The organism is Blautia sp. HCP3S3_G3, from assembly GCF_052063365.1.
GTDB lineage: Bacteria > Bacillota > Clostridia > Lachnospirales > Lachnospiraceae > Blautia_A.
Genome location: NZ_JBQHXR010000005.1, coordinates 55,396 through 75,712 on the forward strand (window position 1 = coordinate 55,396; position 20,317 = coordinate 75,712).

The window sequence follows — 20,317 nt, forward strand, 5'->3', positions numbered from 1 at the left end:
ATACCGTAATTTACACGATCAGTATCCGTATAGTTTTTGCTGCTGCGAATGTAGTGGACGATGTACCGGATAATGATTGAAACATGGATTTATTCACAAATGGAAAGGAGTTTCTGATGAGTAACGTAAGACGCGTCTATGTAGAAAAGAAACCAGCATATGCCGTTCAAGCAAAAGAACTGAAGCATGAAGTCAGCAGCTACCTCGGGATCAAAACAGTAACCGGTGTAAGAGTGCTGATTCGTTATGATGTAGAAAATATTTCCGATGATGTATTTGAAAAAGCATGCAAAACCGTATTTGCTGAGCCGCCGGTAGATGACCTGTATCTGGAAAAATTTGAGGCTGCAGAAGGTTCCCGTGTTTTCTCTGTAGAATATCTTCCAGGACAGTTTGACCAGAGAGCAGATTCCGCTGTACAGTGCGTACAGTTCCTGGATGAAAATGCTCAGCCGATCATCCGTTCTGCAACTACCTATATTATTACAGGAGAGATTTCAGATGAAGAGTTTGAAGCAATCAAACATCACTGCATCAACCCTGTAGATTCCCGTGAGACCGGCCTTGAAAAACCGGAAACTCTTGTTACCGTATTCCCGGAGCCGGAAGATGTAAAAATTTTTGACGGATTCCAGGATATGCCTGAAAATGAATTAAAAGAGCTTTATGATTCTCTGAATCTTGCTATGACTTTTAAAGATTTCCTTCATATTCAGAATTACTTTAAGGGAGAAGAAAAGCGTGATCCGTCCATGACAGAAATCCGTGTTCTGGATACCTACTGGTCAGATCACTGCCGTCATACCACCTTCTCTACAGAACTGACTGATGTGAAATTTGGCGAAGGGGATTACAGAGAGCCGATCGTTCACACTTATCAGCAGTATCTGGATGACCGTACAGTTCTGTACAAAGACAGAGATGATAAATTTGTCTGCCTGATGGATCTGGCACTGATGGCTATGAAGAAACTGAAAGCAGAAGGCAAACTGGCCGATCAGGAAGAATCTGATGAAATCAATGCCTGCAGTATTGTGGTTCCGGTAGATGTGGACGGCAAAGAAGAAGAATGGCTGATCAATTTCAAAAATGAAACACATAACCACCCGACAGAAATTGAACCATTCGGTGGTGCTGCAACCTGCCTTGGCGGTGCGATTCGTGATCCGCTTTCCGGACGTACTTACGTATATCAGGCAATGCGTGTAACCGGTGCTGCAGATCCGACGGTTTCTGTAAAAGAAACGCTGAAAGGCAAACTTCCGCAGAAAAAACTGGTAAGAGGAGCAGCTCACGGCTACAGTTCTTATGGAAACCAGATTGGTCTTGCCACAGGCTATGTAAAAGAAATTTATCATCCGAATTATGTTGCGAAACGTATGGAGATCGGTGCAGTTCTCGGTGCAGCACCAAGACGTGCGGTAATCCGTGAGAATTCCGATCCGGGAGATATCATCATCCTCCTTGGCGGCCGTACCGGCCGTGACGGTATCGGCGGTGCTACCGGTTCATCCAAAGTTCATACAGAAGCATCCATTGAAGTATGCGGTGCAGAAGTTCAGAAAGGTAATGCGCCTACCGAACGTAAGATCCAGCGTATGTTCCGCAGAGAAGAAGTCAGCCATATTATTAAGAAATGCAACGACTTTGGTGCAGGCGGTGTCTCTGTTGCGATCGGTGAGCTGGCAGCAGGACTTCGCGTAGACCTTGACAAAGTTCCGAAGAAATATGCCGGACTGGATGGTACGGAAATCGCTATTTCGGAATCGCAGGAACGTATGGCGGTTGTTGTGGATCCGAAAGATGTGGATACCTTCCTTGGCTATGCCAACGAAGAAAACCTGGAAGCCATTCCGGTTGCAGTAGTAACAGAAAGCCCGCGTCTTGTCCTTGTTTGGAGAGGCAAAGAAATCGTAAACATTTCCCGTGCATTCCTGGATACCAATGGTGCACATCAGGAAACTACCGTGGAAGTGGAAATTCCGAATAAAGAAGGAAACCTGTTTGAAGAACGCCCAGATGTTGCGGATGTCAAAGCAAAATGGCTGGAGACACTTGCAGATCTGAACGTCTGCTCACAGAAAGGTCTTGTGGAAATGTTTGACGGCTCCATCGGAGCAGCTAGTGTACTGATGCCTCACGGCGGAAAATACCAGATGACAGAAACACAGGCAATGGTTGCCAAGGTTCCGGTGCAGGGCGGCAAGACAAATACAGTAACCATGATGAGCTATGGCTTTGATCCGTATCTGTCTTCCTGGAGTCCGTTCCATGGTGCAGCTTATGCAGTAACAGAGTCTGTTGCGAGAATTGTGGCAGCAGGCGGAGATTATAAAAAGATCCGATTCACATTCCAGGAATACTTCCGTCGTATGACAGAAGATCCGAAACGCTGGAGCCAGCCTTTTGCAGCACTTCTGGGTGCATATGCGGCTCAGCTGGGATTTGGCCTTCCGTCTATCGGAGGAAAGGACAGTATGTCCGGTACCTTTAATGACATTGATGTTCCTCCGACGCTGGTATCCTTTGCAGTTGATGTTGCCAAACTTCAGGATGTAATTACTCCGGAATTCAAAAAAGCAGGAAGCAAGCTTGTATGGCTGCGAGCACCGAAGGATCAGTACGATCTTCCGGATTATGCGGGAATTATGGATCAGTATGAAAAACTTCATAATGATATGCAGGCAGGCAAGGTGCTTTCCGCATATGCTCTGGACCGCCACGGTATTGCAGCAGCTGTTGCAAAAATGGCATTCGGTAATGGCATGGGTGTGAAGATTGAGCATAATCTTGATCCAAGAGACTTCTTTGCACCGGGCTTCGGTGATCTGGTTCTGGAAATTCCGGACGGAAAAGTGGGTGAACTTTCCATTACTTATACTCTGATCGGTGAAGTAACGGACAACGGCAGATTCTCCTACGGAAATACTGAGATTACTCTCGGAGAAGCGGAAAATGCATGGAAAGGTACGCTGGAGCGCGTATTTAAGACCGAATCCGGTGAAAATGGCGGAACTGCTTTTGCAGATGGTGCATCAGACGGCCCGACAGCTGCATTCATTGCAGGCAAAGACGGTGAGAACGGTCAGGCTGTGATGGGCAAAGATGTTTACAAAGCAGACAGCGTATATGTATGCAAACATAAAGTAGCCAGACCTCGCGTATTTATTCCGGTATTCCCGGGAACCAACTGTGAGTATGACAGTACCCGTGCATTTGAGCGCGCCGGTGCAGAGGTAGAGGTAAAGGTATTCAAGAATCTGACCGCAGAAGATATTCATGATTCTGTTGAGATTTTTGAACGTGCTATCAATCAGGCTCAGATTATCATGTTCCCTGGCGGATTTTCCGCAGGTGATGAACCGGATGGATCTGCGAAATTCTTTGCAACTGCATTCCAGAATGCAAAGATTAAAGAGGCGGTTATGAAGCTTCTCAATGAACGTGACGGTCTTGCTCTCGGTATCTGTAACGGCTTCCAGGCTCTTATTAAGCTGGGACTGGTTCCTTACGGTGAAATCTGCGGACAGAAAGCAGATTCCCCGACACTGACCTACAATACCATCGGACGTCATATCTCCAAGATGGTTTATACAAAAGTAGTCAGCAACAAGTCTCCATGGCTGCAGGGCGCAGAGCTTGGCGGTGTTTACTGTAATCCGGCTTCCCACGGTGAGGGCCGTTTTGTAGCAAGTGCTGAGTGGATTGCAAAACTCTGGGCAAACGGACAGATTGCGACACAGTATGTGACTGCAGACGGAGAACTGGATGTAAATAACGAAGAGTGGAATGTTAACGGTTCCCATATGGCGATTGAGGGTATCACCAGCCCGGACGGAAGAGTTCTTGGTAAGATGGCTCACAGCGAGCGCCGTGACAATGGTGTTGCTGTCAATATTTATGGACAGCAGGATATTAAGATTTTTGAATCCGGTGTGGAATATTTTAAATAAGACACAGGCGGGAAGCTGTTATCTGATAAAAACAGAGAACTCTTTCTGTTAAGATTCTTTTGGACTGTAATCAGCGGGGCGGGATGATGAAAATCTTCCGCTCCGCAATAGTTATGAAATCATTCTGCTTAATTGTATGGCATGATTTTACCTGTATCGCGGTAACTGGAAGGAACAGAAAACAATTGTGTCATTTTTTTCAAAAAAATAAAAAAATATGTTGACAATCCAGGTTTAATAATAGTATAATAGCAAAGCGAGTTGAAGAGAGGAACAGAAAATCTGAAAATTCTTTTTTCAAAAAGCAATATGGGGTCTTAGCTCAGCTGGGAGAGCATCTGCCTTACAAGCAGAGGGTCATAGGTTCGAGCCCTATAGGCCCCATACCACAAAAGATATGGCGAGATAGCTCAGTTGGCTAGAGCACACGGTTCATACCCGTGGTGTCGAGGGTTCGAATCCCCCTCTCGCTACTTACGAACAGGAAGTTCGTACAATCACTATATGGGGTCTTAGCTCAGCTGGGAGAGCATCTGCCTTACAAGCAGAGGGTCATAGGTTCGAGCCCTATAGGCCCCATACTATAAAACAATATGGCGAGATAGCTCAGTTGGCTAGAGCACACGGTTCATACCCGTGGTGTCGAGGGTTCGAATCCCCCTCTCGCTACTAAAAATTCGTAAAGCATTTGCCTTACGAATTTTTTCTTTTTCCGGGAATATGAATGATTCTGTGACAGCTCCGGCGGCAGGATATTAAAAAAATATAAAGTTCTTCAATCCATTGACTTTTTTGAGCGTTTTTTTTATAGTAATAAGGATAAAGAAAAACAGCAGAAAGACTCCATTTCTGTTGGACAGAAATCTGTTTGCTTCTGTGAGCGGAGTGAACAGTAACATGAGTTTGCCTGAAAGGAGGCCTGGTCTTTGGATAAGAAAATGTTTTTTGTTTTTAATCCCAAAGCAGGAAAAGGAAAGATAAAAGCACATCTTCTGGATGTTGTGGATGTGTTTAATAAGAGTAATTATGAAGTAATCATCTATGCCACTCAGAAGCCCAAAGATGCTTATGAGAAGGCCAAGGAGTATGCGGAACAGGTAGATCTGATCGTGTGCAGCGGCGGTGACGGAACACTTGATGAAGTGGTAACCGGAATCATGGAGATGAACAGCTCGGTTCCAGTGGGGTATATTCCTGCCGGAAGCACCAATGATTTTGCCAACAGTCTGTTTATGCCGAAGGATATGACAGAAATTGCGTCTATGATCATGGAGGAAGAACTTTATCACTGTGATATCGGCAGATTCGGGAAACAAACCTTTACTTATATTGCTGCATTCGGTCTGTTTACGGATGTTTCCTACGAAACAGATCAGGATCTGAAAAACATTCTGGGTCATGTGGCATATCTTCTGGAAGGAATGAAACGCCTGTTTGAAATCAAATCCTATCATATGAAAGTCATGGCGGAGGAACTTCCGGGCAATATGGCAGAGAATGATTTTATTTTCGGTATGGTGACCAATTCCCGTTCTGTAGGAGGATTTAAGAATCTGACAGGCAAGAACGTGGATATGAATGACGGTATGTTTGAGGTAACGCTGATCACCAGACCAAGGAATCCGCTGGAACTGCAGGAGATTCTTACCGCACTTCTCAAGGAAGAGGATGATTCAGAACTTATTTATTCTTTCAAAACAAAGAAGATTTCATTTGAGGCTGATGAGAAAGTGCCATGGACTCTGGATGGAGAATTCGGCGGAAATCATCAGGCAATTGAAATTGAAAACCGGCATGAAGCATTAAATCTTTATCTTAAGAGTACAAAAGAATAACTGTCCGGCAGCCGTGAACCAGCGCATTGATCAAACACGCTCTGGTAAATCGTAAGGATCCCCGGCTGTATCTGACAGGTTTCTATAAAAAATCAGGGAAAAAGGAGTACGAGAATGGGAGATTATATCAATGTAGTGGAAACTTTCGGCTGCGATGTCTTTAATGATTCAGTCATGCAGGCACGCCTCCCCAAGAAAGTCTACAAAGAATTGAAAAAGACCATTGAAGAGGGCAAAGAGCTTTCCATGGAAGTGGCAGATGTGGTTGCTCATGAAATGAAAGAATGGGCGATTGAGAAAGGCGCTACGCATTACAGCCACTGGTTCCAGCCGCTTACAGGAGTTACGGCAGAGAAGCATGATGCATTTATCACAGCTCCTATGGAAAACGGCAAGGTACTGATGAGCTTTTCCGGCAAGGAACTGATCAAGGGAGAACCGGATGCTTCTTCATTCCCGTCAGGAGGTCTGCGTGCTACCTTCGAGGCCCGCGGATATACAACCTGGGATTGTACTTCACCGGCGTTTGTGCGTCATGATGCGGCAGGCGGAACACTCTGTATTCCTACTGCGTTCTGTTCCTATACAGGAGAGGCTCTGGACCAGAAGACACCGCTGCTCCGTTCCATGGAAGCAGTGAATGTACAGGCTCTTCGTCTGCTCCGGCTTTTTGGTAATCATACATCCAAAAAAGTAACACCGTCTGTTGGTGCAGAACAGGAATATTTTCTGATCGATAAAGAAAAATGGCTTCAGCGCAAAGACCTGATCTATACCGGAAGAACACTTTTCGGAGCAATGCCTCCGAAGGGACAGGAGATGGATGACCATTATCTTGGAACAATCCGTCAGAGAGTTTCTGCCTATATGAAAGAAGTCAATGAGGAATGCTGGAGGCTTGGTGTGGCTGCCAAAACACAGCACAATGAAGTAGCTCCCGCACAGCATGAGCTGGCTCCGATTTATGCACCGGTGAATATTGCGGCAGATCACAACCAGATCATGATGCGTATTCTAAAAAAAGTGGCAAGCCGTCATGGGATGCGCTGCCTTCTTCACGAAAAACCGTTTGCAGGTGTGAATGGTTCCGGTAAGCATAATAACTGGTCGCTTACAACGGATGACGGAATCAATCTGCTGGAGCCTGGTAAGACTCCTCACGATAACATCCAGTTCCTGCTGGTTCTGACCTGTATCCTTAAGGCCGTGGATACTCATGCAGATCTTCTTCGTGAATCTGCCGCAGATGTGGGAAATGACCAGCGTCTGGGCGGCAATGAAGCACCGCCGGCAGTTATTTCGGTATTTCTTGGAGAACAGCTGGGGGACGTTCTGGAACAGCTGATCAGTACAGGAACAGCGACCCACAGCAAGAAGGGAAGCAAGCTGGATACCGGAGTAAAAACGCTTCCTGATTTTATGAAGGATGCGACAGACCGCAACCGTACTTCTCCATTTGCATTTACCGGAAATAAATTTGAATTCCGTATGGTGGGTTCTAGAGATTCGATTTCTGCCTGCAATGTTGTGCTCAATACCATCACAGCAGAAGCATTCAAAGAAGCCTGTGACCGCCTGGAAGCTGCACCGGATTTTGATATGGCAGTTCATGATCTGATTAAAGAATATGCAACGGAACATCAGAGAATTGTCTTTAACGGCAATGGTTATGCACCGGAATGGGAAAAAGAAGCAAAACGCCGCGGACTTCCGATTCTGCCGTCCATGGTGGATGCGATTCCTGCGCTTACTACAGACAAGGCGGTAAACCTGTTTGAATCCTTTGGTGTGTTTACCAGAGCGGAACTGGAATCCCGTGCAGAGATTCAGTATGAGATCTACGCAAAAGCAATCAATATTGAAGCAAAGACGATGATCGACATTGCTACCAAGCAGATCATTCCGGCGGTAATCAAATATACCACTGTTCTGGCCGATTCCATTAATTCCGTAAAAGCGGTCGGACCGATTGATGTCAGTGTACAGACGGATCTTCTGAAAAAGACTTCTGTTCTTCTGAAGAATACGAACAGCGCTATGAGTAAGCTGAAAAAACTGGTTGCTCAGGTGCCGGAGGTTCCGGAAGGAAGAGAACGAGCAGTCTTCTGCAGGGAAAAGGTTGTGAAGGCTATGGAGGCTTTGAGAGAACCGGTGGATGAACTGGAGATGCTGGTCGATAAGGAAATGTGGCCGATGCCGTCCTATGGAGATTTGATTTTTGAAGTCTGATCGCCGGTATTTTATTCTGAAAGACAGAATCTGAAAGTCAAAATCTGAAAGTCAAAATCTGGAATCACATGTTTCAGGGTACATCTGCGATAATTAAAATAGAAGTTTTACTGGAACAGGTGATGGCGGTACAGTCACCTGTTCTTTTATTATCATAAAATCATCATAAAAGGAAAGGAACCGAGGATATATGAAAGAATTACAGTTTCTGGAGGAACAGGGAGTTTCACCGGCACTGATCAGGCAGGTGGAAGAATTCCGGAAGAAATATGAAGTGCCTGCGGAAGCAGCAGACAGAATCGTCAAACCGTCGATGCCGTTTTATGGAAAAGAAATCCTGGAGATGGCAATTGCAGGGCTTATGCAGGGTGAGAATCTGCTTCTGACCGGACCGAAGGCAACAGGAAAAAACATACTGGCAGAGAATCTGGCCTATATTTTTCACAGACCATCCTATAATGTTTCGTTTCATGTAAATACTAACAGCGGTGACCTGATCGGAACGGATACATTTGTGAATAACGAGGTACAGCTGCGCAAGGGAACAATTTACCGGTGTGCGGAGTACGGCGGATTCGGTATTCTGGATGAGATCAATATGGCAAAAAATGATGCGGTGTCTGTACTGCATGCAACTCTGGATTACCGCCGTTCAATTGATGTGCCGGGATATGATAAAATTGACCTGCATCCGGCGGCAAGATTTATCGGAACCATGAATTACGGATATGCGGGAACCAAAGAACTGAATGAAGCACTGGTTTCGAGATTTCTTGTGATTGATATGCCGGCACAGACAGAGGAGACGCTGCAGTTTATCTTTTCCAAAATGTTCCCTCACGCAAAAGCAAAAGCAGTCGAACAGTTCATTGGTGTTTTCCTGGATCTTCAGCTTAAGGCCAAAAACAGTGAAATTTCCACAAAAGCTCTTGATCTTCGAGGCCTTCTGGCTGCCATGAAAATTGTGCATACCGGGCTTTCCCCATGGCAGGCTGTACAGATGGGTGTTGTGAATAAGACCTTTGATATATTTGAGAAGGAAATTGTGGAGGATGTGGTACGTACCAGAATTCCTTCTGACTGGACAAGGGAAGATGTCTATGCGTGATAAGGAAGAAATGGAGATTGAAGATTACCGTCTGGAGCTGGAGAACAGGATACGGAATCTTCTGTGGACGGTAAGCGGTGACTATCAGCTTCAGATGAAACCGGACGTTTCTCTGTTTCTTCGTTCGCAGTCCATTGCGCTTTATGACGGCATCAAGCAGGGGGCACTCGCCCGATTTTATGACAAAGATCAGCTTGGGCTTTATCTGGTGAAGAAAGTATTTCTGGAGGCATCGGAAACAGAACTCACAGCAGTTGCCCAGCTCTGTATCGAAGAAGCCATTGGTGAGAAGCTTTGTCTGGAGCGCCCGGGCGTGCGGGAAATTCAGAGGAAAACGTTTGAAGATATTCTGGATCAGGAATTTGAAAGAATGCCGTCGGCTTCAGATATGGTCGGAAGACTTAAAGTTGCTGTACTGCGTGACCGGCTAAGCGGCGGGAATTTCCCTGTGGAAAATCGGCTGAATGCTTACCGTGACATGGTATATGAGGCGAGAAATGCAGAAAGTACCATGGATCTGATCCGGGTGATCGACAGGGTATACAATACGGCAGTGGATCCTGATTTTGAGAAACAGCATGGAAGTCTGGAGCAGGTTCTGTCGGTCACACTGGAAGAACTGACGGAATATGGATGGGAAGATTATCTTTCCGAGGAAATGTATGAGGATGTACTGGAAAGCTATGTGGAACAGCTTTCCAACCGGATGACCAGTCTGGAGAATTCTGCGGTAACTGAGGAAATGGAAGAAAAACGCAGAACCAGGCACAAAGTCACAGTTCTTCCTCCGGAAGCGCTTGAGAAGGCACACACCTATGTGGAACTTAATTATGGAAAAACCTATCTGTCTCCTGCGGAAGAAAAGCGGATGAATTATCTCATGTGCCGTGACATCCACAGTGACTGCAGTCTGTATTTTACAGAAGGAATTCTGAAAGATCCGGTCCGGAGGAACTATCAGTATGAGTATGCAAAAAGACTGCGGAACAAAAACATCTGGGTCTATCATGAAAAACACAGAATTGTAAAACGCAATATCTCTGCTCTGACAGAGCTTTTGCGGAAATCACTGGTCCTGCGAAGCGAGACGTATGAGGTAATCTCGGACAGGGGGACGATTGTGCCGTCACGCTTATGGCGTATCGGGCGCAGCAGAGAGGCCAGTATTTTTAAGCGGGAACTAAAGGGAGATGCCTCTGATTTTGTGGTGGATGTGATGATCGATGCCAGCGGGTCTCAGATGAGCCGTCAGGGAGATGTGGCACTGCAGGCTTATATCATCAGCGAAGCACTGAGCAATGTGGGACTTCCGCACAGGGTGATGAGCTTCTGCACATTCTGGGATTATACGATTCTTCACCGTTTCCGTGAATATGACGATACGAGAGAGGCAAATGAGAATATTTTTAATTATGTGACGTCGTCCAATAACCGGGATGGACTTGCCATCAAAACAGTGGGATACGGTCTGCTGCAGAGGGAAGAAGAGAAAAAAATACTGATTGTTTTAAGCGACGGCCGTCCTTACGATGTGGTCGTAAACCGGCCAAATGCCCGTAATCCGCATCCGTATCAGGGAAAATATGCAGTGACGGATACTGCGACGGAAGTGCGCCGTCTGCGAAATCTTGGCGTGAGTGTGCTGGGAGTGTTTGCAGGAGAAGAAAAAGATCTGGAAACGGAAAAAAAGATTTTTGGCAAAGATTTTGCATATATCCGTGATATTGCAAATTTTTCAAAAATTGTAGGAAGATATCTGACCAGACAGCTGGAACTGGATGGATGAAAAAAATAATCGAAACAAAAATGTCTGCTGTTCAGGAGTTCTTATGTTAAAACATACAAAAAATGGATAAAATATGCACTGAGATGCATAAATATTCCATAAACATTAGCTTGCAATTACTACAGAGTTCCGATATAATAGCAGAAGGCTTCTGAATGCTGTGTGCGTGTGAGCAGCAGAAGGAAAAGTCAATAGACAAAAGGGAGAGGAAATCAATGAACGATAAGAAAGAGTTCAAACCGTATATTCCGGCAGACAGGATCACTCCTGAGATTACCGTGACATCGATTGTGATGGGTATCATTCTTGCCGTAGTATTCGGAGCGGCCAATGCATATCTTGGGCTCCGCGTTGGTATGACTGTATCTGCCTCGATTCCGGCGGCAGTTATTTCCATGGGTGTGATCCGCGTGATCATGAAGAAAAACTCCATTCTGGAGAGTAATATGGTGCAGACCATCGGTTCTGCCGGTGAATCTCTGGCAGCAGGTGCCATTTTTACCATGCCTGCACTGTTCCTCTGGGCAGAGGAAGGCTTATGTGATAAGCCAAGCCTGGTGGAAATAACACTGATCGCTCTTTGCGGCGGTATTCTGGGTGTCCTTTTTATGGTACCCCTTCGCAACGCATTAATCGTAAAAGAACATGCAACACTTCTTTATCCGGAAGGAACTGCCTGTGCAGACGTACTTCTTGCAGGAGAAGAAGGCGGTGCAAATGCATCCACCGTATTTTCCGGTATGGGACTGGCAGCTGTTTTTAAATTTCTTGTGGATGGAATTAAGATCATTCCTGCGGATGTAGCAGCTGCGTTCAAGTCATTTAAGGGTGAAATCGGTATGGAAGTATATCCGGCACTCCTTGGTGTGGGATATATTGTAGGACCGCAGATATCATCCTATATGTTTGTGGGTTCTCTGTTTGGCTGGATGGTGATTATTCCGCTGATCTGTCTGTTTGGATCGGAGATTTCCCTGTATCCGGCAGCTGCCGGAACAACGGTTGCACAGCTGTATGAGGCAGGCGGTGCGGCAGCAATCTGGAGCACCTATGTAAAATATATCGGTGCAGGTGCTATTGCAACAGGCGGTATTATTTCCCTGATCAAATCCATGCCGCTGATTGTAACGACTTTCCGTGATTCTATGAAGAGCATGAAAGGCGGAAAGAATACAAGCACAGCAAGAACCGCACAGGATCTTCCGATGAATATCATTCTTCTGGGAATTTTGGCGATGATTTTTATAATCTGGGTCGTTCCTGCAATTCCGGTAAACTTCCTGGGTGCTCTGATCATTGTTGTATTCGGTTTCTTTTTTGCAACAGTTTCTTCCCGTATGGTAGGTCTGGTAGGAAGCTCCAACAACCCGGTATCCGGTATGTCCATTGCAACACTTCTGATTGCTACCTTTGTGATCAAGGCTTCCGGAGATACAGGAATTACAGGTATGACAGGTGCGATTGCCATTGGTTCTGTCATCTGTATCATTGCAGCGATTGCCGGTGATACTTCTCAGGACTTAAAGACAGGCTTCCTTCTGGGGGCAACTCCGAAGAAACAGCAGACAGGTGAGCTGATCGGTGTCATTGCTTCCGCATTTGCCATTGGCGGTGTTCTTTATCTTCTGGATGCGGCATGGGGCTATGGTACTGCAGAAATTCCTGCACCGCAGGCTGGTTTGATGAAGATGATCGTTGAGGGAATCATGGGCGGTGAACTTCCGTGGACTCTGGTATTTGCAGGTGTATTCCTTGCCATTGGACTGGAGATTCTGAGAGTTCCGGTAATGCCGTTTGCGATTGGTCTTTACCTTCCGATCTATCTGAATGCAACGATTATGATCGGTGGAGTTGTCCGTATGTTTATGGACAGAAGAAAGAATGTTGATGAGAAGACAAAAGAAGCGCAGGCTACCGATGGTACACTCTATTGTGCAGGTATGATTGCCGGAGAAGGTCTGGTTGGTATTCTGATGGCAGTTCTGGTAGCTGTTTTCGGACTGGATCTGAGCCTTGCAGATAAACTGAATCTGGGCAACATCGGCGGTGTTGTTCTGATGATCGTTATGATCTTAAGTCTTCTGAAATTCTCTTTATGGAAGAAGAAAAAAGCCTGATGAATAAAAAAAGGAAACAAAAGGAATCACAGATCAATTATCTGGATCTGATCCCCGTCCACAGTGAGGAAATTCACTGGCACAGAGATTATAAAGACCGGGTCATTCTTGAAGTAGAAAACCGTGGGCTTTTTCATGCCATTGCTCAAAAAGTATTTGGGAAGCCCAGGTTTACCAAGGTGCATCTGGATGTGAACGGCTCTTTTATCTGGCCGCTTATGGATGGAGAACGGACGGTGACGGATATTGCTGCACTGGTTCATGAGGAATTCGGTGAGAAGGCTGAACCGTTATATCCGAGGATCGTGAAATATTTCCAGATAATGGAGAGTTATCATTTTGTAAAATTTCTTAATATGCCAGGTAGATAACGGCAACAATAAGAACGGGAGCAGCTTCGGCGGCGTCCCGTTCTTTTGGGTTATGAGATACTTCAGCGTGGTGCTGTGATGTAAGAAAAGAAATCATATCATAGCTGTTCACGGGGAGCGTGCGGCTGTGAACGGTGATACTGTGAACGGTAATATAAGATAAGATGAGGTGAGAAGGAGATATGAAGCTGACCAGAAAGAAACCATGGTATGTGGAAGCACTGCTGATTATGATCGGAACAGGGCTGATGGCACTTGCCATTAATTCCTGTTTTGATCCGGCAGGACTTGTAACCGGAGGGTTTTCCGGTATGGCGATTGTTGTCAAGGAATGGACGGAAGGAGTCGTAAAAGGCGGGATTCCTCTGTGGGTAACCAATGTGGTCCTGAATATTCCGCTGTTTCTGATCGGTATCAAACTAAAAGGCTTCGGGTTTGTTCAGAAAGCGGTCCTCGGCAATACAGCTCTTACCGTATGGCTGGCGGTTCTTCCTACATGGAATCTTTCCGGAGAGGATCTGCTGCTTGCCTCTGTTTATGGAGGTGTCATACAGGGTGCGGGAATCGGTCTTGTATTTCTGGGACAGGGAACGACCGGAGGTACGGATATGATGGCAGCAATCATTCAGAAATATCTGCGGCAATATTCCATTGCGCAGATTATGCAGGTTATTGATGGAATTGTGGTAGTGATCGGTATGTATGTATTCGGGGTCCAGCGGGCTTTGTATGCAATCATTGCAGTTGTTCTGGTGACAAAAATTTCAGATGGTATCATTGAAGGTCTGAAATTTTCAAAAGCGGCATATATCATCACTTCCAGACCGGATGAAATCTCACACATGATCATGAACGATATGGACAGAGGAGTCACCGGTATATCCGCCAGGGGAATGTATTCAGGAGAAGATAAGCTGATGCTGTTTTGTGTGGTCAGCAAGAGAGAAATTGTACAGCTGAAAGAAAAAGTGGATGAGATCGATCCGCATGCTTTTGTGATTGTTTCGGATGCCAGGGAAGTGCATGGTGAGGGATTTATTGAAAGAACATAAAAGAATGCAGATACTGTGAAGGAAGTGCACAGTAACAAAATACACAAATATTTGTAAAAAAATTCAAGTTTCCTCTTTCATTTTTGGGCATTTTGTATTAAAATAACCCTAGACGCGAGTGAAATGTGGAAAAAACATATGATAATCACAGGTATCTGTTCAAATTTTTCTGGATTTTTCTGAATGAACAGTTACGATCGCACACTATATGTGAGAAGGGATGGAAGCAGATGATATCAAATCAGGTACTTCAGAATACACTGGAAGGGTTAAAAGAAATATCCAGAACAGAATTTTGCATTGTGGATACAGAGGGCAAGGTACTGGCCTCCACCTTTTCAGATTTTTCAATTCAGCAGGGGGACGTGCAGGCATTTGTAGAGTCACAGGCGGATAGTCAGTTGGTGAAGGGATTTCAGTATTTCAAGGTTTGTGATGACTATCAGCTGGAATATATCCTTGTGGCTCATGGAGACGATGAAGATACTTATATGGTAGGAAAACTGGCTGCATTTCAGATTCAGAATCTGATCGTGGCTTATAAAGAACGTTTTGACAAGGACAGTTTTATAAAGAACCTGCTTCTTGATAACCTGCTTCTTGTGGATATTTATAACCGTGCGAAGAAACTTCATATTGATGCGGATGTACGCCGCGTGGTTATGATCCTGGAAATGCAGCAGGAAAAGGATCACAGTTATATTGAGAATGTGAAGAGCCTTTTCAGCGGCAAGAGCAAGGATTTTATTACAGCAGTTGATGAGAGAAGCGTTATTATCGTTAAGGAACTGGAAGACAATGAGGGTTATCCGGAGATGGATAAGCTTGCCAATACGATTCTGGATACTCTGGGATTAAATAAGGATGGAGAAACGCATATTGCCTACGGTACGATTGTGAGTGAGCTGAAGGAAGTTTCCCGTTCCTATAAAGAAGCAAGAATGGCTCTGGATGTGGGTAAGATTTTCTTTGGTGAGAAAGACGTGATTGCATACAGTTCTCTGGGAATCGGACGTCTGATTTATCAGCTCCCGATTCCGCTGTGCAAAATGTTTATCAAGGAGATTTTCGGAAATAAGTCACCGGATGATTTTGATGAGGAAACACTGGTTACCATTGACAAATTCTTTGAGAACAGTCTGAATGTTTCTGAAACATCCAGACAGCTTTATATCCACAGAAACACGCTGGTATATCGCCTGGATAAGCTGCAGAAGAGCACAGGACTGGATTTGCGTGTATTTGAGGATGCGATTACCTTTAAGATCGCACTGATGGTCGTACGGTACATGAAGTATATGGAAACGCTGGAATATTGATTCGCGGATGAAGTATGGAATCCCTGTATGTTGCAGGCGGACAGTTTGACATTATGCGGATAAAGATATTTGAGAAAAACAATTCTGGATTTTTGATTTGTCTGTCACTGTTCTGGTGGCAGACAAATTTTTGCTTATGGTTATGATGGTGTATGAACTTTATGTGAAGTTACAAAAAATACTTGCAATCCGACAGGAAATATGTTACAACAATGTTACGAAAAAATGAATGGTATTCTGCCGGAATGGAAGCAAAAGTGCTGCCGGAGTTTCTGGCAGGATTTTTTCTTATAGCGGGAATGTGATCCGCATGTTCCTGTGATACAAAAGTGCGATAGACGATGAGGAGGATATTATGATAGATTTGGTTGATGTAAGCAAGTCTTATGGCAAGGGCCTTCCGGCTGTGAATCATGCAAATCTCCATGTAGATAAGGGAGAATTCGTGTTCGTGGTAGGAAGCAGCGGTTCCGGCAAATCCACACTGATCAAGCTTCTGATGAAAGAACTGGATTCTACATCAGGGAAGATCATGGTGAGCGGGGAGCGTCTGGAAGGAATGAAACACAGGCGTATTGCCAAATACCGTAGAAAACTGGGAGTCGTATTTCAGGATTTCCGTCTTTTGAAAGACAGGAATGTTTATGAAAATGTGGCATTTGCCCAGCGTGTGATCGGACGTCCCACACGTGTGATCAAGAAACGTGTGCCGGAGATTCTGCAGGAAGTAGGGCTTGCGGATAAATATAAATCCTATCCGGATGAGCTTTCCGGAGGTGAGCAGCAGAGAGTGGCTCTTGCCCGTGCCCTTGTGAACCGGCCGGATATTCTTCTGGCGGATGAGCCTACCGGAAATCTGGATCCCAGAACTTCGGAAGAAATCATGAAACTTCTGGAAGAAATCAATGAACGCGGAACCACCGTGCTGGTAGTTACTCATAACAAAGAAATTGTAAATTCGATGAAAAAGCGTGTAGTTACCATGCATGAAGGTGTGATCATCAGCGACGAGAAAGAGGGAGGATATCATGAGGCCTAGTACGATCTGGTTTACCCTGAAGCAGGGAATCAAAAACATAAAACGAAATCTGATGTTTTCGATCGCATCGATTATCACGATGGCAGCCTGCATTTTTCTGGTGGGAATTTTTTATTCGATTGTCAATAATGTGAATAATATTGCAAGAAAGGTAGAGCAGGAAGTACCGATTACGGTATTTTTTGACGAAGGCACTACACAGGAAGAGATGGAAGCTGTGGGGGCACTGATTGCGGCACGTCCTGAAGTAGCCAAGATTGAATTTGAATCTGCAGAGGAAGCGTGGGAGAATTTTAAAGAACAGTATTTTCAGGGCTCTGAAGCAGCGGAGGGATTTAAGGATGACAATCCGCTTGTGAATTCAGCCAACTATCATGTATACATGAATCAGATTGAGAAGCAGAATGAACTGGTGGCGTATATTCAGGGGTTGGATCATGTGCGGGAAATCAATCAGTCTGAACAGGCTGCCAAGACACTGGGATCTTTTAACAAGCTGGTATCTTATGCATCCATTGCGATTATTGCAGTACTTTTGCTGATTTCCATTTTCCTGATCAGTAATACCGTTTCTGTGGGAATTTCCGTACGAAAGGAAGAAATCGGAATTATGAAGCTGATCGGTGCAACAGATGGATTTGTCCGCTCTCCATTTGTTCTTGAGGGAATTGTCCTTGGAGTGATCGGTGCGTCCATTCCGCTTGTTGCTCTGTATTTTATGTATAACAGTGCAGTTCAGTATATTTTATCAAAATTTAATGTACTTACCGGAGTGGTGGATTTTATTCCGGTAGGACAGATTTATCAGACACTGCTTCCGATCGGAGTCGGATTAGGGATTGGAATCGGATTAATCGGCAGTTTCTGGACAACCAAGAAGCATTTGAAAGTTTGAGTGAGGACTGGTACGGATCATTTGACAGTTATGGTCCATACATGGGGTTTTATCCGGTCTGATAACGGGAAAACGGCTGCCGGGGTTCCGGCGGTCGTTTTTTTCGGGAAGGGAAGAGACATGAAAGACAGTGAATACTGGAAAGGGGTAGTGACAGGTGTTCTGGGAGCAGCTGTTATTGCTTGCGGAGGATATCTTGGATATATGCGTGCAGTTCCTGAAAAGACAGGTGTTTTGTCAGATCCTGCACATACACAGAAAATAGAATATCTGGAAAGCCTGATTGATGAATACTATCTGGATGAAAAAGATGAGGAACAGCTTGCAGAAGGTATTTATGCAGGATTGCTCTATGGACTTGGAGATGCTTATTCCAGATACTATACTGCAGAAGAATATGAGAAGGAAAATGCGTCTACAGAGGGGGCGTATGTGGGAATCGGTATTCTCATGCAGGAAAACCCGGAAGGCGGAGTTGCTGTTGCAAAGTGTTATGAAGGCAGTCCGGCGGAAACAGCAGGTCTGGAAGAGGGGGACGTGATCAGTGCAGTGGACGGAACCGATATTACAGATATGGAACTGGATGACGTGGCAGATATGGTCAAAAACTGCGGAAAAGACAGTGTTGTCCTGACTATTCACAGAGAGGATGTACCGGATGCCATGGATCTTACCGTAGAGGTAACGGATGTAGTCCTCCCGAGCGTATTCCATGAAATGCTGGAGGATCATGTGGGATATATCCGTATTTCAGAATTTACAGGGGTCACCTATGATCAGTATATGTCGGCATTTGCTGATTTGACAGACCAGGGAATGGAGAAGATGGTTGTTGACCTCAGAAATAATCCGGGCGGACTTTTGGATTGCGTATGTGAAATACTGAACGAGATTCTTCCGGAGGGTCTGATCGTGTATACGGAAGACAAATACGGAAATCGCGAGGAAGAGCGCTCTTCCGGAGAAAAAACACTGGATCTGCCCCTTGCGGTACTGGTGAATGAGTCCAGTGCCAGTGCATCGGAAATTTTTGCGGGAGCTGTGCAGGATTATGGAATCGGAGCCATTGTCGGGACGGTTACATATGGCAAGGGTGTGGTACAGACCATACGCAAATTGAGTGATGGAAGTGCAGTAAAACTGACCACATCTAATTACTATACTCCCAATGGAAATAACATTAACAAAGTAGGAATTACGCCGGATGTGGAAGTGAAGCTGGATACAGACCTGCTGAACAGAGATGAGATTTCCCATGAAGAAGATAACCAGCTGCAGGAGGCGTTGAAGGTACTGAACCAGTAAACCAAAGAGTCGTATGACAGGATTGGCTGTTTGTGAGACAGAGATCGGGAAAAGTGACTTGCAGTCAGCTGTGAGAAATGTTATGATGATAACGAATCAGCATAATATTTTTGCTGAACAGATGAGGTTCATCTTATTTTTTATCAACTCAGTGGGGGTAGAAGTATGAGAAATTATATTATTACAACAGATAATAATTCCGATCTTCCGGAATCTTACTATAGTGAGCATGGGATTGGCTGCACTTATCTGAGCTATTCCATGAACGGTGTGAATTATACACATGATAATTTCCTTCCGGTGCATGAATTTTATGACAGTATGAGAAATGGAGCGCTTCCTACGACTGCTCAGGTAAATCCGGAGAATGCCAGACTTATGATGGAGCCATATCTGAAACAGGGACTGGATATTCTGCACATTGCTTTTTCTTCCGGTCTGAGTGGAACATATAACAGTACCAGAATCGCTGCAGAGGAACTGGCAGAAGAATATCCGGACCGTAAAATTATGGTGATTGATTCTCTGGCGGCTTCTCTTGGTCAGGGACTTCTGATTCATTATGCACAGAAGAAAAAAGAAGCCGGAGAAGACATGGAAACGGTTGCCGCATGGGTGGAAGAACATAAAAATAATATCGTTCATCTGTTTACGGTAGATGATCTGAATCATCTTTACAGAGGCGGAAGAGTTTCCAGAACAACTGCATTTGTGGGCAGTATGCTGAATATCAAGCCTGTCATGCATGTGGATGAAGAAGGAAAACTGATTCCTGTGGGCAAAATCAGAGGCCGAAAGAAATCCATTCTGGAACTTGCCAGACTGATGGATGAAAGGATTGGAAGTTATAAGGACAGTTGTGATACCATTTTTATCAGTCATGGAGACTGTGAAGATGAGGCTCATTTCCTGGAAGCAAAGATCAAAGAGAAATATCAGATCAATACAGTGATCATCAATCCTGTCGGCGCTACCATCGGTGCCCATTCCGGACCGGGAACACTGGCTCTGTTTTTCCTTGGAGATACGAAGTAACTGCCGGTTATGAGAGAAAAAAAGAAATACAGGATTCTTACGTTTCGTACAACCACCGATGCCATGACAATGGAAAAGGCATGCAGACAGAACGGGATTCCGGGGAGAATGATTCCGGTTCCGAGGGAGATTTCCGCATCCTGCGGACTTGCCTGGAGGATCGATGCGGAGGATTTTCCCCTATATGAGGAGAAAATCCGGGAACTGTATGTGGAATATGAGAATTCGATAGAATTGATGCTATAGGATGATGGCTTTTCCCATCATCCTTTT

Annotated in this window: 14 protein-coding genes and 4 tRNA genes; all 18 read left to right on the plus strand. The window is 45.0% G+C overall.

Going from position 1 to position 20,317, the window contains the following annotated elements; genetic code table 11:
- The first annotated feature begins 116 nt into the window (after positions 1–116).
- The 18 genes from ACTNEW_RS07205 to ACTNEW_RS07290 all read left to right on the plus strand — a co-directional run bounded on the left by ACTNEW_RS07205 (position 117) and on the right by ACTNEW_RS07290 (position 20,290).
- A complete protein-coding gene (locus ACTNEW_RS07205) occupies positions 117–3,953 on the plus strand; it encodes a phosphoribosylformylglycinamidine synthase (protein ID WP_441059485.1) in 3,837 nt (1,278 codons plus the stop codon).
- A gap of 311 nt (positions 3,954–4,264) precedes the next feature.
- Positions 4,265–4,337 (plus strand) — tRNA-Val (locus ACTNEW_RS07210).
- Between the two features lie 15 nt (positions 4,338–4,352).
- Positions 4,353–4,426 (plus strand) — tRNA-Met (locus tag ACTNEW_RS07215).
- Positions 4,427–4,459: 33 nt separating this feature from the next.
- A tRNA-Val gene (locus ACTNEW_RS07220) sits at positions 4,460–4,532 on the plus strand.
- A 16-nt stretch (positions 4,533–4,548) separates the two neighbouring features.
- A tRNA-Met gene (locus ACTNEW_RS07225) sits at positions 4,549–4,622 on the plus strand.
- A 257-nt stretch (positions 4,623–4,879) separates the two neighbouring features.
- Positions 4,880–5,788 carry a diacylglycerol/lipid kinase family protein gene (locus ACTNEW_RS07230; protein ID WP_441059487.1) on the plus strand — a complete coding sequence of 303 codons (909 nt, stop codon included), beginning with the start codon at positions 4,880–4,882 and terminating at the stop codon, positions 5,786–5,788.
- Between the two features lie 114 nt (positions 5,789–5,902).
- Positions 5,903–8,017, plus strand: a complete 2,115-nt coding sequence (locus tag ACTNEW_RS07235) for a glutamine synthetase III family protein (protein WP_441059489.1) — start codon at positions 5,903–5,905, stop codon at positions 8,015–8,017.
- A gap of 190 nt (positions 8,018–8,207) precedes the next feature.
- Entirely contained in the window at positions 8,208–9,125 is a 918-nt protein-coding gene (locus ACTNEW_RS07240) for an AAA family ATPase (RefSeq protein WP_441059491.1), read from the plus strand.
- Complete coding sequence (locus ACTNEW_RS07245) at positions 9,118–10,911, plus strand: cobaltochelatase CobT-related protein (RefSeq protein ID WP_441059493.1); 1,794 nt, start codon at positions 9,118–9,120, stop codon at positions 10,909–10,911. Before ACTNEW_RS07240 ends, ACTNEW_RS07245 begins: the two co-directional genes overlap by 8 nt.
- 215 nt (positions 10,912–11,126) lie before the next feature.
- A complete protein-coding gene (locus ACTNEW_RS07250) occupies positions 11,127–13,028 on the plus strand; it encodes an OPT family oligopeptide transporter (protein WP_441059495.1) in 1,902 nt (633 codons plus the stop codon).
- Entirely contained in the window at positions 13,028–13,399 is a 372-nt protein-coding gene (locus ACTNEW_RS07255) for a PqqD family protein (protein WP_441059497.1), read from the plus strand. The genes ACTNEW_RS07250 and ACTNEW_RS07255 overlap by 1 nt, the downstream gene beginning before the upstream one ends.
- A gap of 182 nt (positions 13,400–13,581) precedes the next feature.
- Positions 13,582–14,451, plus strand: coding sequence for a YitT family protein (locus ACTNEW_RS07260; protein ID WP_441059499.1), 870 nt, complete (start codon positions 13,582–13,584; stop codon positions 14,449–14,451).
- A gap of 230 nt (positions 14,452–14,681) precedes the next feature.
- Positions 14,682–15,770, plus strand: a complete 1,089-nt coding sequence (locus ACTNEW_RS07265; protein WP_441059501.1) for a PucR family transcriptional regulator — start codon at positions 14,682–14,684, stop codon at positions 15,768–15,770.
- Between the two features lie 355 nt (positions 15,771–16,125).
- The gene (gene ftsE, locus ACTNEW_RS07270; RefSeq protein WP_441059503.1) at positions 16,126–16,809 is read left to right on the plus strand and encodes a cell division ATP-binding protein FtsE; all 684 of its coding nucleotides are present in this window, start codon (positions 16,126–16,128) and stop codon (positions 16,807–16,809) included.
- Entirely contained in the window at positions 16,799–17,704 is a 906-nt protein-coding gene (ftsX, locus tag ACTNEW_RS07275) for a permease-like cell division protein FtsX (RefSeq protein ID WP_441059505.1), read from the plus strand. Before ftsE ends, ftsX begins: the two co-directional genes overlap by 11 nt.
- A gap of 120 nt (positions 17,705–17,824) precedes the next feature.
- Positions 17,825–19,009, plus strand: coding sequence for a S41 family peptidase (locus ACTNEW_RS07280; protein WP_441059507.1), 1,185 nt, complete (start codon positions 17,825–17,827; stop codon positions 19,007–19,009).
- Positions 19,010–19,174: 165 nt separating this feature from the next.
- On the plus strand, positions 19,175–20,044 hold the full coding sequence (locus ACTNEW_RS07285; RefSeq protein ID WP_441059509.1) for a DegV family protein: 870 nt from the start codon (positions 19,175–19,177) through the stop codon (positions 20,042–20,044).
- Positions 20,045–20,053: 9 nt separating this feature from the next.
- Entirely contained in the window at positions 20,054–20,290 is a 237-nt protein-coding gene (locus tag ACTNEW_RS07290) for a DUF3343 domain-containing protein (protein WP_441059511.1), read from the plus strand.
- Positions 20,291–20,317 lie beyond the last annotated feature (27 nt).

Excerpts from the sequence above, each read along its gene's own strand:
- ftsE (WP_441059503.1), top strand. The coding sequence starts at position 16,126 with ATGATAGATTTGGTTGATGTAAGCAAGTCTTATGGCAAGGGCCTTCCG.
- ACTNEW_RS07290 (WP_441059511.1), top strand. The coding sequence starts at position 20,054 with ATGAGAGAAAAAAAGAAATACAGGATTCTTACGTTTCGTACAACCACC.
- ACTNEW_RS07240 (WP_441059491.1), top strand. The coding sequence starts at position 8,208 with ATGAAAGAATTACAGTTTCTGGAGGAACAGGGAGTTTCACCGGCACTG.
- ftsX (WP_441059505.1), top strand. The coding sequence starts at position 16,799 with ATGAGGCCTAGTACGATCTGGTTTACCCTGAAGCAGGGAATCAAAAAC.
- ACTNEW_RS07260 (WP_441059499.1), top strand. The coding sequence starts at position 13,582 with ATGAAGCTGACCAGAAAGAAACCATGGTATGTGGAAGCACTGCTGATT.
- ACTNEW_RS07205 (WP_441059485.1), top strand. The coding sequence starts at position 117 with ATGAGTAACGTAAGACGCGTCTATGTAGAAAAGAAACCAGCATATGCC.
- ACTNEW_RS07245 (WP_441059493.1), top strand. The coding sequence starts at position 9,118 with ATGCGTGATAAGGAAGAAATGGAGATTGAAGATTACCGTCTGGAGCTG.
- ACTNEW_RS07285 (WP_441059509.1), top strand. The coding sequence starts at position 19,175 with ATGAGAAATTATATTATTACAACAGATAATAATTCCGATCTTCCGGAA.
- ACTNEW_RS07255 (WP_441059497.1), top strand. The coding sequence starts at position 13,028 with ATGAATAAAAAAAGGAAACAAAAGGAATCACAGATCAATTATCTGGAT.
- ACTNEW_RS07280 (WP_441059507.1), top strand. The coding sequence starts at position 17,825 with ATGAAAGACAGTGAATACTGGAAAGGGGTAGTGACAGGTGTTCTGGGA.
- ACTNEW_RS07235 (WP_441059489.1), top strand. The coding sequence starts at position 5,903 with ATGGGAGATTATATCAATGTAGTGGAAACTTTCGGCTGCGATGTCTTT.
- ACTNEW_RS07250 (WP_441059495.1), top strand. The coding sequence starts at position 11,127 with ATGAACGATAAGAAAGAGTTCAAACCGTATATTCCGGCAGACAGGATC.
- ACTNEW_RS07265 (WP_441059501.1), top strand. The coding sequence starts at position 14,682 with ATGATATCAAATCAGGTACTTCAGAATACACTGGAAGGGTTAAAAGAA.